This is a genomic window from Bacillus sp. FJAT-27225, assembly GCF_001685025.1.
In the GTDB taxonomy this organism is placed as follows: Bacteria; Bacillota; Bacilli; order Bacillales; family Cytobacillaceae; genus Bacillus_D.
Window position 1 is genome coordinate 784,856 of the sequence record NZ_MAYU01000012.1, and the last position, 22,183, is coordinate 807,038.

Genomic DNA, 22,183 nt, shown 5'->3' on the forward strand with positions numbered 1-22,183 from the left:
CTTCCTAACCCTGTGCTGTCATTCAATCGCTTTATGATTAACAACTAGCACTCTCCCTAACCCTGTGTTGTCATTCATCCACTTTATAAAAGACCTTCAACAAGGAACATTAGAATATTCTGTTTGTTATATAAAAAAGCAGCCATTCGAATTGGCTGCTTGTATTCCATTGCTAGCTATTTTAACGGTGTCGGATATTGTTAGCTATAAACCCTTCCCTCCAGCAAATCCTTCAGTGTTGTATGGTCCAATAATTGCGCAACCGTATCTCTCACCAAGGCCCATAACGGCTTCAGCATGCAGCCAGCTTCGAGTGGGCAGCTCTCATAGGATGTTATGCTGACACACCCCATTGGAGCCAAGGGGCCCTCCAGATTACGGATAACCTCGCCAATGATAATATCCTCAGAGTTTCTGCTAAGTTTATATCCCCCGTTCACGCCGCGCTTGCTTTGAACGTAACCGTTTCGTTTCAGCTGCAGCAGCAACTGCTCCAAATAATTGATCGGGACGAGGGTTTTTTCTGATATTTCACTGATCGAGACTAACTTGCTATCGTTGCTTCCAAGGCAAATAAGCGCGCGTAGAGCATACTCTCCCCTGCTCGATAGCCTCATTGCTCCCCCTCCTTTTATATAGGCATTTATCCCATTCTGATTCGAATAACGAACCCTCATTTTTGTCCGCGCATATTGTAGGTTACAAACTTGAGTAGATTAGTCGACAATCCCAAAACAATCATCTCTAACTAGTCTATTCATGATTTTTGAAAAAAGGAGAGATATTATTGAGGAGGCTTATTATTCTTGCATTGATTGGCCTGGCAGCACAGCTGGTTGATGGTTCCCTAGGCATGGCGTATGGGGTTACTTCAACATCATTGCTGCTCATGTTTGGAATTGCTCCTGCCGTGGCATCTGCTTCTGTCCATATGGCAGAGGTGGTCACGACAGCTGCATCCGGTGTTTCGCACATCCGGTTTGGAAATGTCGATAAACAAGTTGTTAACAAACTAATCATTCCTGGGTCAATCGGGGCCTTTCTCGGGGCCATTTTTCTCGGAAGCATCCCAGGTGATATCATAAAACCTTATGTTTCTGTGTTCCTTCTTTTGTTGGGCGTCTTCGTTATCTACAGGTTCTTGTTCAAATTTTCCAATGTGAACAAGCCTTCTGTTAAAAAGAGAGGCAAAAAGTTCTTTGTCCCGCTCGGCTTTATCGCTGGTTTTTTTGATGCAACCGGCGGCGGAGGCTGGGGCCCAATCGCTACACCGGTTTTGCTGACCAGCAGCAAGATGGAGCCGCGAAAAGTTATTGGTTCGGTTGATACGAGCGAATTTGCAATAGCCGTCTCTTCAACAATTGGTTTCCTCCTGACACTTGGATGGTCTCAGGTGAACGTTCAATGGGTGATTGCTTTAATGATTGGCGGATTAATTGCAGCGCCGATTGCGGCCTGGCTTGTGAAAATCATTCCGACGAACCTTTTGGGCACACTTGTCGGGGGGATCATCATTTTGACCAACATCAGAACCTTGCTTGGAGCACTCGGTGCATCCCAGACAATCAGCCTGTTCACTTACGGTAGCCTTGCCATCCTATGGGCCACAGCAATAGGATTCGTGGTTTATAAGTTACGGCAGGGAGTTGCCGGGACAGCAAGCTTGGAGTAAATAAGGGTTAGCTGGGGCAATTAATTGCGTAACTCACTTTTTGTGGATTAATTGTGGGTTTTGAAGGAGCAATTAATCTACGAAACCTCCTTTTGTGGATCAATTGTGGATTATAAAGAGGAGATTAATCTACGAATCCAGCTTTTGTGGATTAATTGTGGGTATCGAAGAGGCTATTAATCTACGAACCAACTTTTTGTGGATTAGATGTGGATTTTGAAGGGGCGATTTATCTACGGACCAATAGTGTAAATGATTAACAGAATCGAAATTAGGAGCTGCACAGGTGATCGGAGAATGAGATTTAAAATGGGCTTTCAAGTCATCCTAATTTCTGATTTCTTTACGGTAATTAACCTGCTGGCGGACCTAGTTTGTCCTGAATATCTGAAAATCTGCCCTAAAAAGTTTGGGAAATGTCCTGAATAATCCGGGAAATGTCCTGTATATGTAAAAATCTGTCCTGTATATTGAAAAAGTTGTCCTAATCAACTTATCAGGCTGCATGTTTGGATCGTTAATGTCCCCTATCACCAACTGAACCAAGTTTATGTGGATTAATTGTGTGTAATTGAAGGGTCAATTTATCTCTATGAAACCACTTTTTGTGGATTACTCATGGTTTTAAAGAGACGATTAATTTACAAAACTGCATTTTGTGGATTACTTGTGGGTAATTATGAAGAGGCAATTAATCTGCGAAATTTATTTAAAAAGCGCAGGTTAATTTTCAGGTAAAAATTAAAAACGGTCCAAAGGGGATAACCTTTGGACCGTCTGCAATTTACGTTTCTCGCTTACAGGTTGCCTTTTGGCCCGAAAAATTCAAAATGAATCCGGTCTTCTCCTACACCCATTTCCTTCAAAGCGCTATTGATTGCTCTCATGAACGGAACTGGTCCGCAGAAATAGAAGTCCGCCTCGTCGACCGGGACATTCTTTTCCAGCCACTCTCGGGTTACATAGCCTTCAACATCGAACTTTTCCCCAATCCGGTCTTCTTCAGTTGGTGAATCATAGAATACGAAGGTTGAGATGTTTTCATTTTCAGCAAGAGCTTCCACCTCATCTCTCAGCGCATGCAGCTTGCCATTTTGAGCCGCGTGGATAAAGGTTACATTTCGTTCACGCTGAGCTGCCGCAACGGTTTTGAGCATGCTGATCATTGGAGTTAGGCCAACACCGCCGCTTAGCAATACGACTGGGTTTTCCTTCTCTGTATTAAGGACAAAATCTCCAGCCGGAGCACTGACAGGAAGGATGTCACCTTCACTAACCTGACTATGCAAATAGTTAGATACGATACCTTCTGGATTGTCGGCACCCTCTTCACGCTTCACGCTGATTCGGTAATAATCGTTTCCTGGTGCATCAGAAAGGCTATATTGGCGGATATGGGTATATTCCTCGCCTTCGATTTCAAGCTTGACGCTAATATATTGGCCTGCCTGATGAGAGGCTACTTCCTTTCGATCCTCGGGTTTCAGATAGAAGGAAGTGATCACATCGCTTTCCTTTACCTTGCGAGCTACAACAAAGTTCCGGAAACCGTCCCATCCGCCTTTTTGGCTGGATGCTTCATCATACATTTCTGCTTCAACACTGATGAATGCATCGGCAATCACTCCATACGCTTGAGCCCAGGCATTAATAATTTCGTCGGTGGCAGCTTCGCCAAGTACATCCTTGATTGCCATTAAAAGATGCTTTCCTACAATAGGATAATGTTCTGGCTTTACACCAAGGCTGCGATGTTTATGGGCGATTTGTTTTACGACTGGAATGATGGCGCCTAGATTATCAATATATTTTGCCGCTGCATAAACCGTTGCAGCAAGCGCCTTTTGCTGTCGGTTTTGTTTTTGGTTGGTGTGGTTGAAGATATTCAGTAATTCAGGATGATTTGTGAACAACATTTGATAAAATCGAGTGGTGATCGCTTCCCCATGGACTTCCAGAACTGGGACAGTGGATTTAATGATTTCAATCGTCTTTTGGTCTAGCAAAACAAGCACTCCCTATATGTAGTTATTACTATTTACATAGTGATAATATATCAATTTTCACATGAAGGAAGTGATGTAAATCACACATTAATATATTTATATAATTTTCCCGACAATCCCCACTTGCACCTCTTTTGTTCTCCAAAATAGAGGCGGAAAACCTCAATCAGCTCAATTACTTGTAAAAAGGTATAGTACATGGTTAATTAACAGGGAATGGACTATAGGATTAGGAGTGGTTTGAAAGTGGCTCATCAGGAGAACATGGAGATGGCCATTGAATTGGTTTATCGTAGGACGAAGAACAAAACAGGCAAACCGTTCAGGGCTATCGTCATGAAGGATGGAGAACAATACCTCTCCGCTTTGGAAAGAGCTAAACTCGTAATGGACAACAGCTTTTTTTCAATAGCAATGCGAGCGGTAATTGTGTTATGCTGCCTCCTGTTCCTTCAAGGCTGTGTCTCCTTGAACAATAACGAACAGGCAGAGGAGAAAATGAAACACATGACAACGGAACTAGATGGGCAGCTGCTTCAAGCTGCTGAAAGCGGGGATACAGAAACAGTTGAGAGGCTGATTGAAGAGGGAGCCAACATCAACGTGCAAAATGAACAGGGACAAACTCCAACTATGATTGCAACTTATAATAACGATGTTGACACGGCAAGAGTATTGATTGAAGCAGGAGCTGACGTCAATAAACAGGATGATATGAAAAATAATCCATTCCTGTATGCAGGAGCTGAGGGCTATCTTGATATCCTGCGCCTTACGATTGACGCTGGGGCTGATCCAGCTATTACAAACCGCTACGGAGGAACCGCCTTGATTCCTGCCTCGGAACATGGATATGTCGAAGTGGTAAAAGAACTCCTTACGAAGACTCGCGTTGACGTGAACCACGTCAATAATCTGGGCTGGACCGCCCTGCTCGAAGCCATCATACTTAACGACGGCGGTAAAAAACAACAACAAACCATTAAGCTGTTAATTGAACATGGTGCCGATGTAAATATCCCCGACAGCAATAACATTACCCCTTTGCAGCATGCCCGCGAAAGAGGATTTAAAGCAATTGAACAAATTTTAATGGATGCTGGTGCAAAATAGGAAGCACAACCTTGCGAAGGGCAGGGTTGTGCTTTTTGCTTTTATCTCCATGTTTGCCCGCCTTCCATCACTTGCTTAATTTTCCATAAATAGTTCATGCACAAAGCGGCAAACTAATGAAAAAACTATGATTCTGCCTACAGATGCGCTTTCATTCGTTATTCTTTCATGCAATATGTAACAATCATCGCAAGGGTGATTTTAATCCTAATTCGAGGTGTTCACGTGGACAGCAACTGGTTTGATATAGTGCTTCGTTCTTTTTTATTTTTAGCTGCCCTCTTTTTGATGACTAAATTATTGGGCAAGAAGCAAATCTCGCAAATTTCGTTTTTTGAATATGTGTCCGGAATTACAATTGGAAGTATAGCAGCTGAAGTCATTATGGGCCTTGAGAGAAACTTATGGCATGGGATTGTGGCCATTTTTATATTTTTTGCGATCACTTACCTTGTTGACTATATTTCTTTAAAAAATAAAAAGGTCCGGGATTTTACTGAAGGCAAAGCAACTGTCTTTATTGAAAACGGAAATGTCCTTGAGGAGAATTTAAAAAAGGAGCTTTATACGATTGATGACTTAAACACATTGCTTCGGAATAAAAACGTGTTTAACATTTCTGAGGTAGAATACGCCGTTTTGGAGCCGACTGGTGATATAAATGTTTTTCTTAAAAAAGAGAACCAGCCGTTAACTCCAAAAGACCTCAATCTTAATGTTACAAATCAACAAGTCACTCAAACGGTTATCATGGACGGGAAAATATCATACGATTCCCTTGCTGCCGCAAAACGGACTCCCTTATGGCTCAAGGCGGAACTGGAAAAGCGGGGATTAACTGTCGAAAAGGTCTTTTTGGCACAAGTCGATTCATTCGGGAAATTAACTGTGGACCTTTATGATAACTAACTCGGCCATACAAAATACAAAAGGGCATAGCACCTTAGAATGGGCTATGCCTTTTTACACTTATAACGGACTTTTGTCTCTTCCTTCGTTATATGCCTTCAAATCATCGCGGACACTTTTGTCCCAAAGCTTCACCCCGGAGTTGTAGGCAGAGCGATTGATCAAGTGGCCGGAAATAGGTGAAGTCATAAACAGGAACACAAATCCGAGAATCAGCCTGGAATTAAAATGATCCAGGAAGGCATAGAAGTAGATAAACGTTCCGACTAATATGAACATGACTCCTAAAGTCGTCGCTTTCGAGGCGGCATGGTTGCGTGTGTACACATCCGGAAGCCGAATCACGCCGAACGCAGCAATCAGGCAAAGGAACGCACCTGCCAAAATGAAAAATGCGATTAGGAAATTAACGATTAGGCTCATTTTCGATAATCTCCCCTCTTTCCAAATATTTTGCAAAGGCTACCGTTCCGATAAACGCCAAAATCCCGATTAAAAGAATAATATCAAGAAAGGCAGTCGACTTGTTGGCAACTGAAAACAAGGCGGTTATCGCGATAAGATTGACGCCAATCGAATCGAGGGCAATAACCCGGTCTGCTGTTGAAGGCCCTTTAATGACCCGGTAGATGAGTCCGAGCATCGAGAGTGAACAGCATAGTAATGCTATCCAAATGACAACTTCAAGCATTAGCTGCTCACCTCCAAAATTGCCCGCTCAAACGTATTTTTTATACTTTGAATTTCTTCCTCAATTTCCCCTATATTCATCGCATGGACAAACAGAATTTTATTGTCATCAGATACGGAAATGACGAGGGTTCCAGGCGTCAAGGTAATTAGGCTGGACAAGAGCAAGATTTGCCAGTCTTTTGTTAACTCTGTCTCGAGGGCAAAAATGCCTGGCCGCATATCCAATTTCGGTTTAAGGACAATCTTGATAATTGCAATATTGGATAACAATAGCTCCTTGAAAAATATTAGTGTGAGCTTCACCCAAGACCATATTCTAAACAGATAGAAGCGGCCCTCGAAAAAGCGTCTCAGAACAAAAAGGACAAGCAAACCAAATATATATCCCTTTATAAAATCAATCGGGCCATACGAAACCTTGATGAACATCCATAATAAAGCCAATACGACATTTAACAAAATTTGAAGGGACAACCTGAATCACTCCTTTAAGACAGCTTCAATATAGGTACTTGGGTCCATTAACGTTTCAGCTGCCATGTTAATATACGGCAGGAAGGATTCTGAACCTATACCGTAAATAGCGGATAAAACAACCAGGATGGCCGGAGAGATGAGAAGCCATTTAACAGGAGTCTTTTCTTCCCCTTCATATGTCTGCGCCTTTCCCCAAAAGCCATTTATAAAAATTTTCATGACTGAAAAGAGGACAAGCAGGCTTGACAGCAAGACGAGGCCGGCCCCAATGTAACTTTCTCCCTCAACCCCGCCCTGAACAATCAGGAGTTTACCAAGGAACCCGCTTAGCGGAGGAATGCCTGCCAAGGATAAAGCAGCAAGGAACAATGTCCAGCCAAGTCCTGGGTATCGCGTGATCAGTCCGCTGATTTTCCTCAGATTGCTTGTCCCTGTTATCGCAATCACAATTCCAACAATCAGAAACAAAGCTGCTTTGATGATCATGTCATGAATCAAGTAGTAGACCGAACCTGTTAAGCCAGCAGGATTCATAACAGAAACGCCATACAAAATTACGCCGACAGCGACAATGATGTTGTAAATAACAATATATTTTATATCCCAATAGGCTATGGCCCCAATTACACCTACAATCACCGATAAAAGAGCCAAAATGGCGAGTAGCTGGAAAACGAAGCCATCATGATAAAAGAAAAGCGTATAGGTCCTTGTAATCGCATATACGCCAACTTTTGTCAGCAGCGCCCCAAACAGCGCCAGAACGGCTGCCGGAGGTGCGTAATAGGAACCAGGAAGCCAAAAGTAAAGCGGGAAGATCGCGCCTTTCAGCCCGAATACAATTAAAAACAAGACCGCAATGACTGTTAATATTCCCGGCATTCCGTTTATGCTAATCTCATTGATCCGCGTTGAGATATGAGCCATGTTCAGCGTCCCGACGACCGAATACAAATAGGCAACAGAGATGACAAATAAGGCCGAAGAAATAATATTGACGAGCAAATATTTAATGGTCTCCCTTAATTGAATCTTCGTCCCGCCTAGAACCAGCAGCACATAGGAAGACATGAGCATCACTTCAAAGAAGACGAACATGTTGAAAATATCCCCGGTTGTAAAGGCTCCGTTAACCCCGACCAGCAGAAAATTAAAAACCGAATAATAGTAATGATTTTCCCGATTTTCGCCTATGGATTTAAACGAATATAGCAAGCATGCGAATGCGATGATACTCGTTGTAAACACGAGCAGCGCCGATAGCATATCGGAAACAAGCGTAATCCCAAACGGTGCATCCCAGCTGCTAATGTTGAGTGATTGCACCCCGTCGGTGCGGACCTTTTGAACAATAATGAAGGAAACAATTATCCCCGCTAGAGCCGACAACGTTGCCAGCACGCGCTGAACGAGTTTATTTTTTCCAAAAAAGATTAAGATTGCCCCTGTAAGTAAAGGGATTAAGATCGGCAAAACAATTAAGTTAGTCATTAGGCTTGGTACCTCTCATTTCTTCCACATTATCGGTGCCAAGTTCCTTGTAAGATCGATAGGCGAGAACGAGGAAAAAGGCGGTTACTCCGAAAGAGATAACAATGGCGGTCAAAATTAGAGCCTGAGGGAGCGGATCGGTATAGGTGTCAATTTCATCCCTTAGGATTGGAGCTGCTCCCCTCTTCAAGCCGCCCATCGTTAAAATAAGCAAATGCGCACCATGGCTGAGCAGGCCTGTCCCAATGATAATCCGCAGCAAGCTTCTTGACAGCATTAAATAGGTAGCAGTCATAAATAAAATCCCTATGACAAAGGCCATTAAAATTTCCATTATTCATCCCCTCCTATTGTTTGAATAATGGTCATCGTCACACCGATTACAACCAAATAAACACCGAGGTCAAACAAGGTTGCAGTATGGAGGGATAACTCACCAAGAACCGGGAGTTGAACGTCCGTAAAAACATGAGTCAAAAACGGCACGTTAAACAAGATTGCCCCGGCACTTGTTGCAATGGCGATCAATAATCCAGTTGCGGTGAGGAACCGATAATTCACAGGCAAAATTTTTGCAACCGTTTCGATATCATACGTGATTAGCAGGAGAACAAGCGCACCCGATGTCATCAGGCCTCCGATAAAGCCGCCTCCGGGGTAGTAATGTCCCGCAGTGAAAATATAAACGGAATAGAGGGCGATGATAAAAAGTAATACTTTAAGGGACGTTTCAAGAATAATGTTATTGACTTTTCTCATCCTTCTTTCCCCCTATTCTTTAATTTGATCATACCGAAAATCCCCAGTGAGGCAATCGCAAGGACGGTTATTTCAAAAAGGGTATCAAAGCCGCGGAAGTCAACGAGGATGACATTGACCATGTTTTTCCCGGCTGCTTCAACGTACGTATTTTCAACATAATACTGCGAAATCGAATCAAACAGCTTATTGCTATGCGCTGATAATGCAATCACCGTAACAACTGCCCCAACCCCTATCGAAATGACCGCGTTGGTCAGCCTGAATCTCATCCTCGTTTCAAGCTTACGGAGTTTTGGCAGGTGATAAAAACAAAGCAGGAACAGGGAGACCGAGATCGTTTCAATTACCAGCTGAGTCAGGGCCAAATCCGGTGCCCTGAACAGCACATAAAACAATGAAACCGTATAGCCAACTGAACCCAGAAGGATAATCGACGTCATCCTTGACTTCACAAATAAAATGCTAATAGAACCAACGGCGATAAACAGAACAAGCACAAGTTCATAAATACCGATGTCGGAAACATTGCTTGTATCAACTTTAAATGCATTCTCTCTCAAGAGGACCCCTAATAAAAGAATGATAAAGAATCCGAAGATATAAAGAAGATATGATCTGATGGAGCCAGTCATATACCTATTCATCAATTTGTTCGAACCTGTTTGGGATCCTTTCAATAAACCGTCATATAATCGGTTCAGGGAAAGTCCTTCGGGAATACGTTTGTAAATATTCCCCCACTTCGGATACGTTTTAAAAAGGATATACCCCAGCACCATAACGCCAAGTGTCATCAACAGCTCCAAATTAGGCCCATGCCAGAAATAGATATGAACATCAAATTCATCACCTGCTCCCAATAAATTAGGAAGGATAGCTGCCATTGCAGGTGCAATAAGGCTGTTTGACAGCAGGTTTGGGAAAAAGCCGAATATAATCACAAGAGACACAAGAATAAGCGGAGAAATCAGCATTCCGATTGGTGCCTCATGAGGCTTTTTCGCCAGTTTTTCCGGCTGGAATTTGCCTGTGAATGTTTTGAAAATAAAAATCATGCTGTAAACAAACGTAAAGATACTGGCAATCCAGGCAAGGACCGGAAACAGAATTCCCCAGGTTTCCAGATTAAAGATATTCATTTCTGTAACTTGAATCATGGCCGTAAAGAACATTTCTTTACTTAAAAATCCGTTAAAAGGCGGGATCCCGGCCATCGAGAAGGCCCCGATAAGCGAAACTGTAAACGTAATTGGCATAAGATGTATGAGCCCGCCAAGGTTGCGGATATCCCTCGTGCCTGTTTCATGGTCAACAATTCCCGCAGCCATAAACAGGCTTCCTTTAAAGGTGGCATGGTTGATCAAATGGAAGATTGCCGCCATTATGGCGATAGTAAAAATATTGTCATCCAACGCCTCGAAATGAAGCGCTGCTGCTCCAACTCCAAGCAAGGACATAATCAGACCAAGCTGGCTTACCGTCGAGAAGGCAAGAATTGCTTTTAAATCGGTTTGTTTGACTGCAAAAAACGAACCCCAAATCAACGTTAGCAGGCCAACTCCGCCAACAAGCAAGAACCACACACTTGATTCCCCAAAAACCGGCGTGAAGCGTGCAACAAGATAAATTCCGGCTTTCACCATTGTTGCTGAGTGCAAATAGGCACTAACCGGCGTTGGTGCTTCCATTGCATCCGGAAGCCAGATGTAAAACGGAAATTGAGCCGACTTTGTAAAGGCGCCCAGCAAGATACAAAGTAAAGCGGGAATAAACAGTGCATGGTTAAAAATCTGATTAGCTGACAGGATGATTTCAGTCATGCTGAATGTGCCAGTCATCACATAAAGAAGGATAATCCCGCCAAGCATCGCCAGCCCGCCAAACACTGTAATCAGCATCGACTTCTGGGCACCGTATCGGGACCTCTCCCGTTCGTACCAATAACCAATCAACAGAAACGACGAAAAACTGGTCAGTTCCCAGAAAGCATACATGACGATTAAGTTGTCCGATAAGACAACCCCAAGCATCGCTCCCATAAACAGTAACAAGTAAACATAAAAGTGATTGAGCCGCTCTTTATCTTTCGCCAAATAGTAAATGGAGTAGAGTATTACGAGAGCGCCGATCCCCGATATTAATAGCGCGAATAATAAGCCAAGCCCATCAACCTTGGCCGTGAAATTCATCCCTAACGATGGAATCCATTCCAATGATGCCATGACGGTTTTTTGGCTCATCGTTTCGGGCAGGAAGGAAAGAAAATAGATAAATAACAAAATCGGCAGTGGAAGAGCAAACCAGCCTGTATGTACGCGCCTAAACCCGTTATGGAAAAATGGAATGAAAATAGCAAATAACAGCGGCGAAACGATCGCCAAATGCAAGTAAGACAAACGGTAAAACCTCCTATCCATGATTAGTAGTTTTAGTATGTACAATTCACTTCCGTTTTTGGGCTCCAGGTGAAGGAAACGCGAAGAGGGCGCCGTCTATTTTTTACCCAAAAACGAAAGAGTTGAAGATACAAAAAGAAGCCTGCCGCCAAAGGGCATACTTTCCCCCCGGTGACAGACTCCTCCATTGAAAACAAATTTTTATAATAGTCGGAATTTAGTAAACCCTCATTAGAGTACCACTTTCTTTTATTGCGTTCAACTAACTTGCTTTTAACATCGGGTTTTTAATACAGAGGTGCTGGCACTTTTCTAGTACTATATAATGAAAAGATACAAGAAGCGCAATCTCGCTTCGGAACGGAAAAGGATTTTTTAAAAAGAGGAGATACTATGTTTAATAAGATTAAAGCTTGGGCGAAGCAGTTAAAACGGCAGATATTCATTTTGTATTTTGCTTATAAAGATGAAAGAGTGCCTTGGTATGCGAAAGTGTTTACTGCTGTTATCGTCGCATACGCGTTCAGTCCGATTGACTTAATACCCGATTTCATTCCCATTCTAGGTTATTTGGATGAGGTGATTCTGCTTCCAATAGCGATATGGTTTGCTTTAAGGATGATCCCGGAGGCGGTGTTGTCTGACTGTGAAAGTAAGGCAGACCAGCTGATGAAGAATGGTAAGCCGAAGAATTGGGTTGCCGGCTCGATTATCGTGCTACTTTGGGTTGGAGTAATGGTGTGGGTATTTATAAAAGTTTATCAGTTCCTAAATTAAAACTAAATTCAATTTCCGCCATTTTACTAATGAATTTCCAAAGCTAGATAAGATGAACTTATTTAGTTTAACTATTTAATTTTCGCTCCAGGCGCTTCGCTTTCCGTGGGGCGGGAGGTGAGCCTCCTCGGCGCCAGCGGCTGTGGGGTCTCACCTGTCCCGCTGCTCCCACAGGAGTCTTCGCGCCTTCCGCTTCAATTATATTAAGATTCTTTAGTTCATCTTATTAATATGTGAAAGGTTTTATAGAAAAAAGAGCTAATCGACTTGATTAGCTCTAAATTATTTACCAACTAGGAACGTATAAGGTCTTTTGGCTAGGATACTATGCTTCCTTCCCCTTACCCATCAGCTGGCCAAGAGAAAATAGCTTGCTGCCATTCAAGACCAAATACACTGCCAGAGCTAATAACACAAGGTCGTAAGCATAGCCATCTAGGAACCCAGCTGGCAATTTCACCGTAAAGATTGCACCAATCATAATAAGGCCTAAAAGCAATGAAGCAATCCGGGTCCCTATACCAAGAATCAGCGCAATCCCTCCTGCCACTTCAATGACTGCTACTACATAAGCAAGAAAACCTGGAATCCCAATACTATCAAACCAACCTACCGTATTCTCTATTCCACCCTGAAATTTAGACACGCCGTGTGCTAAAAAGACGATGCCTAGCACAACACGAAGGATTAAAGTTCCAATTTCATTTTTGTTTAAGATAAGATGTACCTCCAATTAAATATTTTATCTTCACTTGATATATTATAGTTTAATATATTTTTAATTCAAGATTGTAAGGTTATTTTACAATAACTTTACATTACCAATTTCCTTCTGGCATGAGGACCTCATCTGAAAACACAATAGAATAGGAGTAGAATAGCTCTATAAATCGGATTCGGATAAATCACCTCACTATAAAAAGGCTGAAAGGAGTTACTACCTCCTTTCAGCCTTTCAGAGTTTTGTGTAGATATACCTTTTTATTGCGCTGTATATCCACCGTCGATTACGACAGCTTGTCCGGTTACACTCTTTGCTTTATCACTAGCAAGGAACAACGCATAATCAGCAATTTCGCCTACATCAAGTAGCCGCTTTTGAGGAACCAGCGGCAAAAGAACTTCTGCCAATACATCTTCTAAAGGCACATTCCTGGTTTTTGCAAGGTCAGCCATTTGTCCGCGAACAAGTGGAGTGTCTACATATCCTGGCGCAATTGCGTTTACAGTAATGCCGTGTTCAGCACCTTCCAGTGCAGCTACCTTTGTCAGGCCAATTACGCCATGCTTCGCGCTGTTGTATGCAGCTTTTCCCGCAAATCCAATCAAGCCGTTAATTGAAGCTATATTAATAATCCTGCCAAACTTTTGTTCTTTCATAATAGGGAATACATGTTTAGTAAGAATAAAAGGTGCTACAAGCATAATCTTTTGCATCAATTCAAACTTGGCTGTTGGGAATTCTTCAATTGGTGAAACATGCTGCAACCCAGCATTGTTAATGACTATATCAACAGTGCCATATGTTTCTTTGGCGACATTGACTAAATTAATCAGTTCTTCCTCACTTGTTACATCCGCTTTTATTCCAATAGCTTCATAGCCTAATTTTTTTAGAGATTCGGCAGATTCCTTTACTTGTTCTTCATTAATATCCGATAGAACGACCTTTGAACCTGACGCAGCAAAATGCTTTCCAATTTCAAATCCAATTCCTCTAGCAGAACCAGTAATAATCGTAACTTTGTTTTCAACCATAATAAAACCCCTCCATCTATTCACTATTAATTATTAAATCAATCCGATAGCGCCCATTATGATGCCAACAATCATGGCTATTGTCGGAATAAGCAAGGCAACCATAAATACATCCTTATAGGTTTCCTTATGACTCAAACCAGTTACAGCGAGAAGCGTTAGCAACGCGCCGTTGTTTGGAAGAATGGATGCACCTGATGCTACCGCAGCCATCCTATGGAAGACTTCTGGGCTAATTCCCGTCGTTTGCGATAATTGATAAAAAGATTCTCCCAGAGTAGAAAGGGCAATTCCCATACCACCGGAAGCAGAACCTGTAATCATTGCCATAATTTGAACAGCCAAAGACTCGGCAACTAATGGATTATCGGAAAGATTGAATAACCAGGTAGTAATATTGTCAAATGCAGGTACTGCTGCAATGACTGCACCAAAACCGACAGCGGCACTTGTATTCAAGATGGCCATGACCGAGCCTTTGCCGCCTTCATTTATAGAAGAAATAAACTTTTTGCGTTTCTTTAAATTAAGAACCATAATGCTCAATACACCTATTAAGAGTGCATACAAAGCTTCCATTTTGACTATATTCAGAAGGATCACTACCATAAGCAAAGGAATTAAAGATATGATCCAGTTCGGAATCTCTTTTTCTTCTTTCTCATCGGAAGCTTCCGGACCCTTTGCAGGTTCAGTAAATACTTCTCCTTTTGCAGTTAGTTTTTTCCGCCTGCGGGCAAGCCAGAGATAACCGCCAATTGCCATAATAAGTGAAGTTACAATCCCTATAACAGGACCTGCAGTAGGAGTGGTATTAAAATATTCCATTGGTATTAAGTTTTGAATTTGCGGCGTTCCAGGCATAGACGTCATGGTAAACGTAAACGCTCCAAGTGCAAATGTTGGAACAAGCAACCTTCTGGAGATATTAGCCTCCCGGAACAATTCCACAGCGATTGGATAAATCGCAAATACTACTACAAACAAACTAACCCCGCCGTATGTTAGTACAGCGGCGGCTATCAGCACTCCAAGAAGTGCTCTTTTTTCACCAATGAGGCCAGTTATTTTCTTAGCAACTGCACTTGCTGCCCCTGTTTCTTCCATCAGTTTTCCGAAAATGGCACCCAACAGGAAGATTGGGAACCAGCTCTTAACAAAATCAACAAGGCCATCCATATAAGTCACTGTATACGTTTCAAAAACGTTTAATCCGCTTAAAAGCGCTACTACCCCGGCAGCCAGCGGTGCAACCCAAATAATGGACCACCCAAGGTAAGCTAAACCTACGAGCAAAAGCAAACCAATAATAATACTTAGCACTGGAAATCACCTCTGTTTCGTATAAATCTATCCTGTTGCCATCCCTCTTGCCAAATGCTTTTAGTTGAAAAAATCTATAGATAGATCGCTTCCTTAAACTTAATCTTTACATTGCAATCCTAAAAATATTTCCAATTGATAAATTATCACACGAAAAATTATTAACCTATATATCTCCATATTGAGATATCTTTGTATAGGGATTTATTGTTTCTAAGATAACTCATCAGTTAAATTACCGGAAAGAAACATACCTTCAATAAGTCAATTCCCTTATCCCTATCATTCAAACAACAAATTCCTCTTCTCCTGTTACTATTCTAAAATGAAATTAAGATTATTGTCAGCAGTTCTAGAATGCCGAGCAGCCTTTTATTGGATTTCCTCTTTAAAAAGCTTTTCCGACTCTTTTGTCATTCCCTACCGCCCATAGTAAAAAGCCTGTGTTTAACTAGAAATTCTTTATGTCGTTAAATGTATATAATCCCAAATAAGTTGGAAGATAACAATAGCCTTATGTTTAATGGAGTGGGTTACAGTTGGATAAAAGAATGAACGCTGATGAATTAGGAGAGCTGTGTTTACTTGCCGGAAAAATAATGTTAGAAAGCGGAGCGGAGACATACCGAGTTCAAGATACAATGATGAGAATTGCAGCTGCTTTTGGGATAAACAACCCAAACAGTTATGTGACACCGACTGGAATTATATTTTCAATATGTGGAACTGAAGAAACCAAATTAGCACAAATCTCAAAACGGTCTACGGACTTATATAAAGTTATTATCGTAAATAGTATATCCAGGAAGATAAGCAGCGGGGAAATCTCAGCAGAGGATGCCTACTCTACTTTAAGAAAAATCGAGAAAGAAAACCTAAACTATCCTAACTACGTAAAGATCATCGCTGCTTCCATCTTAAGCGGCTTTTCCGTCGTCATGTTTAATGGGGAGTGGAATGACTTTTTTTCGGCATTCCTGGCCGGTGGTACAGGTTATTTCTGTGTGAGTTATATTGATCGTATAGTAGATATTAAATTTTTTACAGAATTTTTAGCAGCTCTAATCGTGGGTTTAATGTCCTATCTTTTCCGACACATAGGTTTTGGACAGGATCTTTCCAATATTATCGTCGCAAGTATTATGCCTCTAGTACCCGGCCTTCTGATTACGAACGCTGTAAGAGATTTAATGGCAGGGCATCTTGTTTCTGGATTAGCAAAAGGTGCAGAGGCAGCCTTGACTGCATTTGCCATTGGGGCTGGTGTAGCGGTTGTTTTTTCGCTATTTAAATAAATCGAGGAATACATGGATATGATTATACAGCTTTTGACTAATTTTATTGTTTCAGGGGCCTTTGCTGTACTATTTAATGTACCTGTAAAGAATATCCTGCAATGCTGCGTTGTTGGAATGGTAGGGAGACTTTTACACAGTTCATTAATGAACCATGATTACAATACAGTACAAGCTACATTAATTGCCGCTTTATCTATTGGCATTGTTAGCCGAATATTTGCGAGGATTTACAAGACTCCTGTTATTGTATTTAGTATTTCAGGTATTCTTCCATTAGTACCTGGCGGTTTAGCCTATGAGGCAACAAGAAACTTTGTTGAAGATCACTATAACTTAGCAATTCAATTTTCCGTAAAAGCCATTATGACAGCAGGTTCCATTGCTGTCGGATTAGTGCTGGCAGAAGCAATCATGATTATTTTAAAAATAAGAAAAAAAATTCATTTTAATGGATTTGACAAGTAAATATTGAAAAAGGAATAAAGAGCCTACTAATAATTGGGCTCTTTATTAGTGGACTCCCCCATTTAATCTCTAAACTTACCCTCTCAAACGCAAATAAATAATCCTCAATTTTTAATTTAAGTAGTGATCAACAGAGCTTCGGTCAATTCTTTTAAACCATTGAAATTACCGTAGATCTATCTCACATTTTATTTAAAGCATTTCTTTTGACTAATTACCTTTAATTAAAGATAATTATATTGAATTCAAAATAAGTTAGAAGGATGGCGATGAATAGTATGACAAAAGTTGGTATTATCGTTGGTAGTCTTCGTAAAAATTCTTTTTCAAAACAAGTTGCTGATAACGTAGCACCTTTATTCCCAGAAGGATATGTAACAGAGTTTGTTGAAATCGGCAACCTGCCACTTTTTAACCAAGACTTTGAAGGAGACCTGGGAACTCCTGCAGAATATACTGAATTCCGTAATAGGATTAAAGAATTAGACGCGGTATTATTTGTAACACCTGAATATAACCGTTCTATCCCAGCTGCATTAAAGAACGCACTTGATGTAGCATCTCGCCCTTATGGAGAAAGTGTTTGGAATGGAAAACCTGCAGCAATCATTAGCCAATCTCCAGGTGCGCTTGCTGGATTCGGTTCCAACCATCACTTACGTCAAGTACTCACTTTCTTAAATATGCCTGTTGTTCAACAACCAGAAGCATATATCGGTTCCGTACATGAATTATTAGATGAAAATGGTAAGCTGAATGAAGGTACAGTAGAATTCCTACAAGGTTTCGTTAATGAATTCGTTGAATTAATCAAGAAGTATCAATAAGGTATAAAAAGTTGGAGTGTTGTGCAGAACATATCTGCCAAAGCTCCAACTTTTATTTTTTTTTGCAGAATATAGGGGTAAATATTCTTTCTACATTTTTCCTTCTAATAAATGACAAGTAATCTCTCTTATATCTGCAAGCTTCCAGGGAATATAGACAAATAATCCGAATATGGTAATCTTTTAAATATATTTAAGGATTGAAGGGCTGAATATGATGTACAAGAAACAAGATTTATTAAATCATCTTAAAGAATTGGGAATCGACGAAAATGGAACATTACTTGTTCATTCATCAATGAAAAGTATCGGGCAAGTAGAGGGTGGGCCGGATACTGTTCTTGATGCACTTTCAGAATATATGAAAAATGGACTTTTGGTTTTTCCTACCCATACATGGTCGTATATTAATGCGGAAAATCCTCGGTTTTATGTCAATGACTCACCATCTTGTGTTGGGTTATTAACGGAACGGTTTCGAAAACGTCCGGGAGTTGTTCGCTCATGGCATCCAACGCATTCAGTAGCTGCCCTGGGAAAAGGGGCACATGAATTTGTTTCGGGTAATGAACAATTTGACACACCTTGTGCACGAGAATCGAGTTGGGGGAAATTACTCGATCAGAAGGCAACCATCTTGTTAATCGGAGTCGATTTACGAAGATGTACATATATTCATGGAGTCGAGGAATGGCTTGATATACCAGGTCGATTGACCGATGCTCACGAAATGCTTTACACAATATTACCGGATAAAACGGAAATTTCCGTGCCGCAAAGAAGACATATTGGTCATGTCTCTGAAAAATACGATCGGGTTGAAGATATTTTTCTAAATAATCAAGTTATGTACAAAGGGAAATTCGGCGATGCAACAGTAAGAGTATGTGACACAGCAAAAATGACAGACTTGCTATATCACTTACTAAAAGAAAACCCAGAATTATTTTCTTGATTTAGGGAGACGGATCTCGTGCATTATTTGCATTTTCAAATGATACATGAGAACCGTCTCTTTGTTACCCTTGTTTCTTTACTATATTAAAATTGAAGAGAAGTGTCAGAAACGACTCAAAAAAATGGTGGTGCCTGGCACTTTTTGATATGTTACCGGGGTAATGGTGTAGAGTTCATGAAAATTTGTCCACTCTTAAACTTAGGCGAAAAACTAAGAGCTAATCAACTTTACTTGATTAGCTCTTTTAGTAATTTTAAATGTTGTTATTGGGCTAAGGGTTTATGCTTCTTTTCCCTTAACCATCAGTTGGCCAAGAGAAAATAACTTGCTGCCATTCAAGACAAAGTATACTGCAAGTGCTAATAATACAAGATCGTACGCATAGCCATTTAGGAAACCATCTGGAAATTTCACTGTAAAGATTGCACCAATCATAATAAGACCCAAAAGTGCTGAAGCAATCCCTGTTCCCACACCAAGGAACAGCGCAATAGCACCTACCTCTTCAATCAATAAGCAAAGAAAACCTAGAATCCCATACTCAAACTAGCCTACCGTATACAAAATTATATAATACTATATCTCGTATTTATTGTAACTTATTTACAGATTATATTTTACCTTTCTCATTTTAAATGCAATATCTCCCCCTTCAAGGGTATTAACAACAGCCGATTTAACATTTTGATTATCCACTGACCCTAACGAAGTTTGATCAATATGTCCTTGTCCTTCAATTTCTTGCATAACCATGATTAATTCGGCATCACCAAATACTGGAATATTTGCATTATGGGTGGCAAAAATAAATTGTCTATTTAGCTTATAGTTTCTTAAACCATCTACAAAGTTGTTTGCTATATATGCATTGTCTAAATTATCTTCTGGCTGATCTATAATTAACGGATCGTTATTATCTAACATTAATATGTTTAAAATGGCGGTACATTGCTGACCTTTAGAAAGCTTATTAAGCGATTTAAAATTCTCTTCTTGCTCACTACCAGTATTTAATTTTACATCTATAATATCTAGTAGTTGCACCGTCTCGAGTTCGTATATTTTCTCTAACGGTAGCCCTGCTATTAAATCTGCCTTAGCTTGGGTCATATTATACTCTTCAATAAGTTTGCTGCTGCCTTGTAATAAATGCTCTATAAATGCAAATAATGAAAATTCATCTTTTTCTCTTATCCAGTTTAAACTTTTAGGTCCAAGACCATCTACTTCTGATAATACTTTTATTAGTTGGTCTCTATTTTTCCCAGAATGAACTTCTACATTAACTTTCCCCTTTAATTTCCCTTTATTTATCTTCTTAACTGCCTTTCTCAAAATATCATTGGACTCATCACGGTTCTTTTTTAATTTTTCTATAAGAACTTGTCTTCCAGTCTCAAGTTTACTTTTCTCTTCTTGCAAGCGTTTTACCTCATTTTTATTAGGATTAATCCTTGCAATCTCAGCAACTGTTTCTTTATATTCTAAAGCAATTTCAGGTCCTGTTTTACCATTAAGCCCTTCCAATGAACTGATTGATTGTTTTATTTCACCATCTGCTTCCCTTTTATTTTCTTCCCATTGCAACTTTATTTGCTGTACTTTTTGGGCAGACTCCTTAACAAGTCTCTCATACTCATCCTTTAATTTTAAAAGACCTAAATTAAAGGATGTTATTACATTTTTAATATCATAAAATTCTTTTGAGTTAGGAGTCTTTTCTAGAAATTCATCAGGAAAAGGACTATTTAACTCGTAAAAGTTTACTTCATGTTGTGTTAGAACATCGATAGAACTTTTTATGTATTCTTCCTCGGTTGATAAATGTTCTATTGTACTAAGTTTCTCAGCTATTCCATTTTCCTTAAAAAATCTAACCTTTTCCTCTAATTTAGGTAAACTAGATATTTTGCTTTCTAAATCATCTAACTGTTGGAAGTTATCCAACAGTGCTGTAGCATTTTGTTTTAAATCTTTTATTATCTGTTCCCTCTCCAATAGATTTTCTTCTTGGTTTGGAAGGAATCTATTTAATATATTTAATTTAGCCTCTTCATTTGATACTAATTCCATTATTTCATTTTGTCCGTAAATTTCTATATTAGGCAATATATCTTTTACAGTAAGGTTAGATACGGTGCCATCAATGTTTTTAATGACTACAGGGTCCTCAAACCTCTTAATTATTTTATATTTTTTACCATAGCGTTGGTTTGAAGTAACGTATAGCTCAACCCTACCATTTTCCGCTCCTAAATTAGATCTTATTAATTCTTTAGTGTATCTTTTTGATTCTGTACTTTTTGGTTCCAAATCTAAAGCATACCTAATTAACTCAATTAAAGTTGATTTACCTGTACCACGTCCACCTATAGTTGTGTTTAAATTCTTTGATAACTCAACTGACAAACCATCAAGGTAACCACCGTAAACTTCAATTTTATCTATACTACTATGAAAAAGTTCATTTTGGTCATAAGAAAGCTTAACTCTTGCTGTAGGATCTTGAAACGCCTCTTTGAAACAAGTAAACTTTACTTCTGACATTTTAACCAAACAATAAGCATTTTTCTCTTTAATATCATTTGGTCTACAAACATCCTTTGCATTTATAAAAGCAAAGGGTGTTTCCTTTTTGTACATCGGTTCCTTATTTTTTATAATAGTTAAATATCGTGGATCAACTTCATCAATGCTACGGGGAATTTGAGCTGCTTTTAGCCTTGCATCCCGCCAGATATGATTCATTTGACCCATTTTTAAAATGCCATTATCACTTGTAATATGCGCAGCATACCAGAATCCACCTAAGTCATCCTCTACAATTTTAGCAATGTCTAAACAGGATAAGTTACTTGGCATTACACCATTTTCTACATTTGTTAAACCTAATCTTCCTAGGTAACGATTCAATTGCTCTGGAGTTGTATTTTCTTCAAAAAGGCATACTACATGAATCTTTTCAGCTGTTGCTATTTCAAATCCTGGGAAAACAACAATATTGTTATCACTAAGCAACTTCCTCAGTTTTTCAGAAGTTTCAATATTTCCATGATCAGCAAGCCCAACAACTTTTATATTTTCTGATATGCAATTTTCTAATATCAATTGATTATAACCCTCTTCATCGAGAGTATGGTCTTCTCCCCGATATGCTATATAACTATAAGGATTTACTTGCAAAGCGCACTTGTAAAATTCGGCGTACTTCTTCACTGGTATCCCCCCAAAATTTTATCTATAAATTCATTATAATAC

22 protein-coding genes are annotated in these 22,183 nt (G+C 40.0%); 8 read left to right on the forward strand and 14 right to left on the reverse strand.

Features of this window, described 5'->3' with window-relative positions; genetic code table 11:
• Window positions 1–200 precede the first annotated feature (200 nt).
• The gene (locus tag A8F94_RS11165) at window positions 201–617 is read right to left on the reverse strand and encodes an RrF2 family transcriptional regulator (protein WP_066199803.1); all 417 of its coding nucleotides are present in this window, start codon (window positions 615–617) and stop codon (window positions 201–203) included.
• Between the two features lie 170 nt (window positions 618–787).
• On the opposite strand from A8F94_RS11165, the gene A8F94_RS11170 reads away from it, so the two are divergent.
• Complete coding sequence (locus tag A8F94_RS11170) at window positions 788–1,672, forward strand: sulfite exporter TauE/SafE family protein (RefSeq protein WP_066199806.1); 885 nt, start codon at window positions 788–790, stop codon at window positions 1,670–1,672.
• Window positions 1,673–2,469: 797 nt separating this feature from the next.
• On the opposite strand, the gene hmpA is transcribed toward A8F94_RS11170, so the two are convergent.
• Window positions 2,470–3,678, reverse strand: a complete 1,209-nt coding sequence (gene hmpA, locus A8F94_RS11175) for an NO-inducible flavohemoprotein (RefSeq protein ID WP_066199809.1) — start codon at window positions 3,676–3,678, stop codon at window positions 2,470–2,472.
• A 414-nt stretch (window positions 3,679–4,092) separates the two neighbouring features.
• Here hmpA and A8F94_RS11180 point away from each other — a divergent pair, with 414 nt between their 5' ends.
• Window positions 4,093–4,791, forward strand: coding sequence for an ankyrin repeat domain-containing protein (locus A8F94_RS11180; protein WP_066200486.1), 699 nt, complete (start codon window positions 4,093–4,095; stop codon window positions 4,789–4,791).
• Window positions 4,792–5,016: 225 nt separating this feature from the next.
• Window positions 5,017–5,700 carry a DUF421 domain-containing protein gene (locus A8F94_RS11185; RefSeq protein ID WP_066199811.1) on the forward strand — a complete coding sequence of 228 codons (684 nt, stop codon included), beginning with the start codon at window positions 5,017–5,019 and terminating at the stop codon, window positions 5,698–5,700.
• A gap of 60 nt (window positions 5,701–5,760) precedes the next feature.
• Here A8F94_RS11185 and mnhG read toward each other — a convergent pair whose 3' ends face one another.
• From mnhG to A8F94_RS11220, 7 genes are read right to left on the reverse strand one after another with little or no spacing between them, the layout of a single operon-like run.
• Window positions 5,761–6,123, reverse strand: coding sequence for a monovalent cation/H(+) antiporter subunit G (mnhG, locus tag A8F94_RS11190; RefSeq protein ID WP_066199813.1), 363 nt, complete (start codon window positions 6,121–6,123; stop codon window positions 5,761–5,763).
• Window positions 6,107–6,391 carry a Na(+)/H(+) antiporter subunit F1 gene (locus A8F94_RS11195; protein WP_066199817.1) on the reverse strand — a complete coding sequence of 95 codons (285 nt, stop codon included), beginning with the start codon at window positions 6,389–6,391 and terminating at the stop codon, window positions 6,107–6,109. The genes mnhG and A8F94_RS11195 overlap by 17 nt, the downstream gene beginning before the upstream one ends.
• The gene (locus tag A8F94_RS11200) at window positions 6,391–6,867 is read right to left on the reverse strand and encodes a Na+/H+ antiporter subunit E (RefSeq protein WP_066199819.1); all 477 of its coding nucleotides are present in this window, start codon (window positions 6,865–6,867) and stop codon (window positions 6,391–6,393) included. The genes A8F94_RS11195 and A8F94_RS11200 overlap by 1 nt, the downstream gene beginning before the upstream one ends.
• Before the next feature lie 6 nt (window positions 6,868–6,873).
• A complete protein-coding gene (locus tag A8F94_RS11205) occupies window positions 6,874–8,361 on the reverse strand; it encodes a Na+/H+ antiporter subunit D (RefSeq protein ID WP_066199822.1) in 1,488 nt (495 codons plus the stop codon).
• Window positions 8,354–8,695, reverse strand: a complete 342-nt coding sequence (locus tag A8F94_RS11210) for a Na(+)/H(+) antiporter subunit C (protein ID WP_066199823.1) — start codon at window positions 8,693–8,695, stop codon at window positions 8,354–8,356. Before A8F94_RS11210 ends, A8F94_RS11205 begins: the two co-directional genes overlap by 8 nt.
• The gene (locus A8F94_RS11215) at window positions 8,695–9,120 is read right to left on the reverse strand and encodes a Na(+)/H(+) antiporter subunit B (protein ID WP_066199826.1); all 426 of its coding nucleotides are present in this window, start codon (window positions 9,118–9,120) and stop codon (window positions 8,695–8,697) included. Before A8F94_RS11215 ends, A8F94_RS11210 begins: the two co-directional genes overlap by 1 nt.
• The gene (locus tag A8F94_RS11220; protein ID WP_066199829.1) at window positions 9,117–11,519 is read right to left on the reverse strand and encodes a Na+/H+ antiporter subunit A; all 2,403 of its coding nucleotides are present in this window, start codon (window positions 11,517–11,519) and stop codon (window positions 9,117–9,119) included. The genes A8F94_RS11215 and A8F94_RS11220 overlap by 4 nt, the downstream gene beginning before the upstream one ends.
• 393 nt (window positions 11,520–11,912) lie before the next feature.
• Here A8F94_RS11220 and A8F94_RS11225 point away from each other — a divergent pair, with 393 nt between their 5' ends.
• Entirely contained in the window at window positions 11,913–12,296 is a 384-nt protein-coding gene (locus tag A8F94_RS11225; protein WP_066199831.1) for a YkvA family protein, read from the forward strand.
• 325 nt (window positions 12,297–12,621) lie between these two features.
• Here the strand turns inward: A8F94_RS11225 and A8F94_RS11230 are convergent, their stop codons facing one another.
• The 3 genes from A8F94_RS11230 to A8F94_RS11240 all read right to left on the reverse strand — a co-directional run bounded on the left by A8F94_RS11230 (window position 12,622) and on the right by A8F94_RS11240 (window position 15,377).
• Window positions 12,622–13,014 carry a DoxX family protein gene (locus A8F94_RS11230; RefSeq protein ID WP_066200489.1) on the reverse strand — a complete coding sequence of 131 codons (393 nt, stop codon included), beginning with the start codon at window positions 13,012–13,014 and terminating at the stop codon, window positions 12,622–12,624.
• Window positions 13,015–13,277: 263 nt separating this feature from the next.
• Window positions 13,278–14,054, reverse strand: coding sequence for a 3-hydroxybutyrate dehydrogenase (locus tag A8F94_RS11235; RefSeq protein WP_066199834.1), 777 nt, complete (start codon window positions 14,052–14,054; stop codon window positions 13,278–13,280).
• Between the two features lie 33 nt (window positions 14,055–14,087).
• The gene (locus A8F94_RS11240; protein WP_066199837.1) at window positions 14,088–15,377 is read right to left on the reverse strand and encodes a GntP family permease; all 1,290 of its coding nucleotides are present in this window, start codon (window positions 15,375–15,377) and stop codon (window positions 14,088–14,090) included.
• 551 nt (window positions 15,378–15,928) lie between these two features.
• On the opposite strand from A8F94_RS11240, the gene A8F94_RS11245 reads away from it, so the two are divergent.
• The 4 genes from A8F94_RS11245 to A8F94_RS11260 all read left to right on the forward strand — a co-directional run bounded on the left by A8F94_RS11245 (window position 15,929) and on the right by A8F94_RS11260 (window position 18,922).
• On the forward strand, window positions 15,929–16,672 hold the full coding sequence (locus A8F94_RS11245) for a threonine/serine exporter family protein (RefSeq protein WP_066200493.1): 744 nt from the start codon (window positions 15,929–15,931) through the stop codon (window positions 16,670–16,672).
• Window positions 16,673–16,684: 12 nt separating this feature from the next.
• Window positions 16,685–17,140, forward strand: a complete 456-nt coding sequence (locus A8F94_RS11250; RefSeq protein ID WP_368072781.1) for a threonine/serine exporter family protein — start codon at window positions 16,685–16,687, stop codon at window positions 17,138–17,140.
• Window positions 17,141–17,418: 278 nt separating this feature from the next.
• Window positions 17,419–17,967, forward strand: a complete 549-nt coding sequence (locus tag A8F94_RS11255; protein WP_066200496.1) for an NADPH-dependent FMN reductase — start codon at window positions 17,419–17,421, stop codon at window positions 17,965–17,967.
• A gap of 217 nt (window positions 17,968–18,184) precedes the next feature.
• Entirely contained in the window at window positions 18,185–18,922 is a 738-nt protein-coding gene (locus tag A8F94_RS11260) for an AAC(3) family N-acetyltransferase (RefSeq protein WP_066200499.1), read from the forward strand.
• 282 nt (window positions 18,923–19,204) lie between these two features.
• Here the strand turns inward: A8F94_RS11260 and A8F94_RS11265 are convergent, their stop codons facing one another.
• Both A8F94_RS11265 and A8F94_RS11270 read right to left on the reverse strand, forming a co-directional pair.
• Window positions 19,205–19,438, reverse strand: a complete 234-nt coding sequence (locus A8F94_RS11265; protein ID WP_066199843.1) for a DoxX family protein — start codon at window positions 19,436–19,438, stop codon at window positions 19,205–19,207.
• A gap of 90 nt (window positions 19,439–19,528) precedes the next feature.
• Window positions 19,529–22,141 (reverse strand): TrlF family AAA-like ATPase, encoded by a 2,613-nt coding sequence (locus A8F94_RS11270; RefSeq protein WP_254660834.1) that lies wholly within the window; start codon window positions 22,139–22,141, stop codon window positions 19,529–19,531.
• Between the last annotated feature and the right edge of the window lie 42 nt (window positions 22,142–22,183).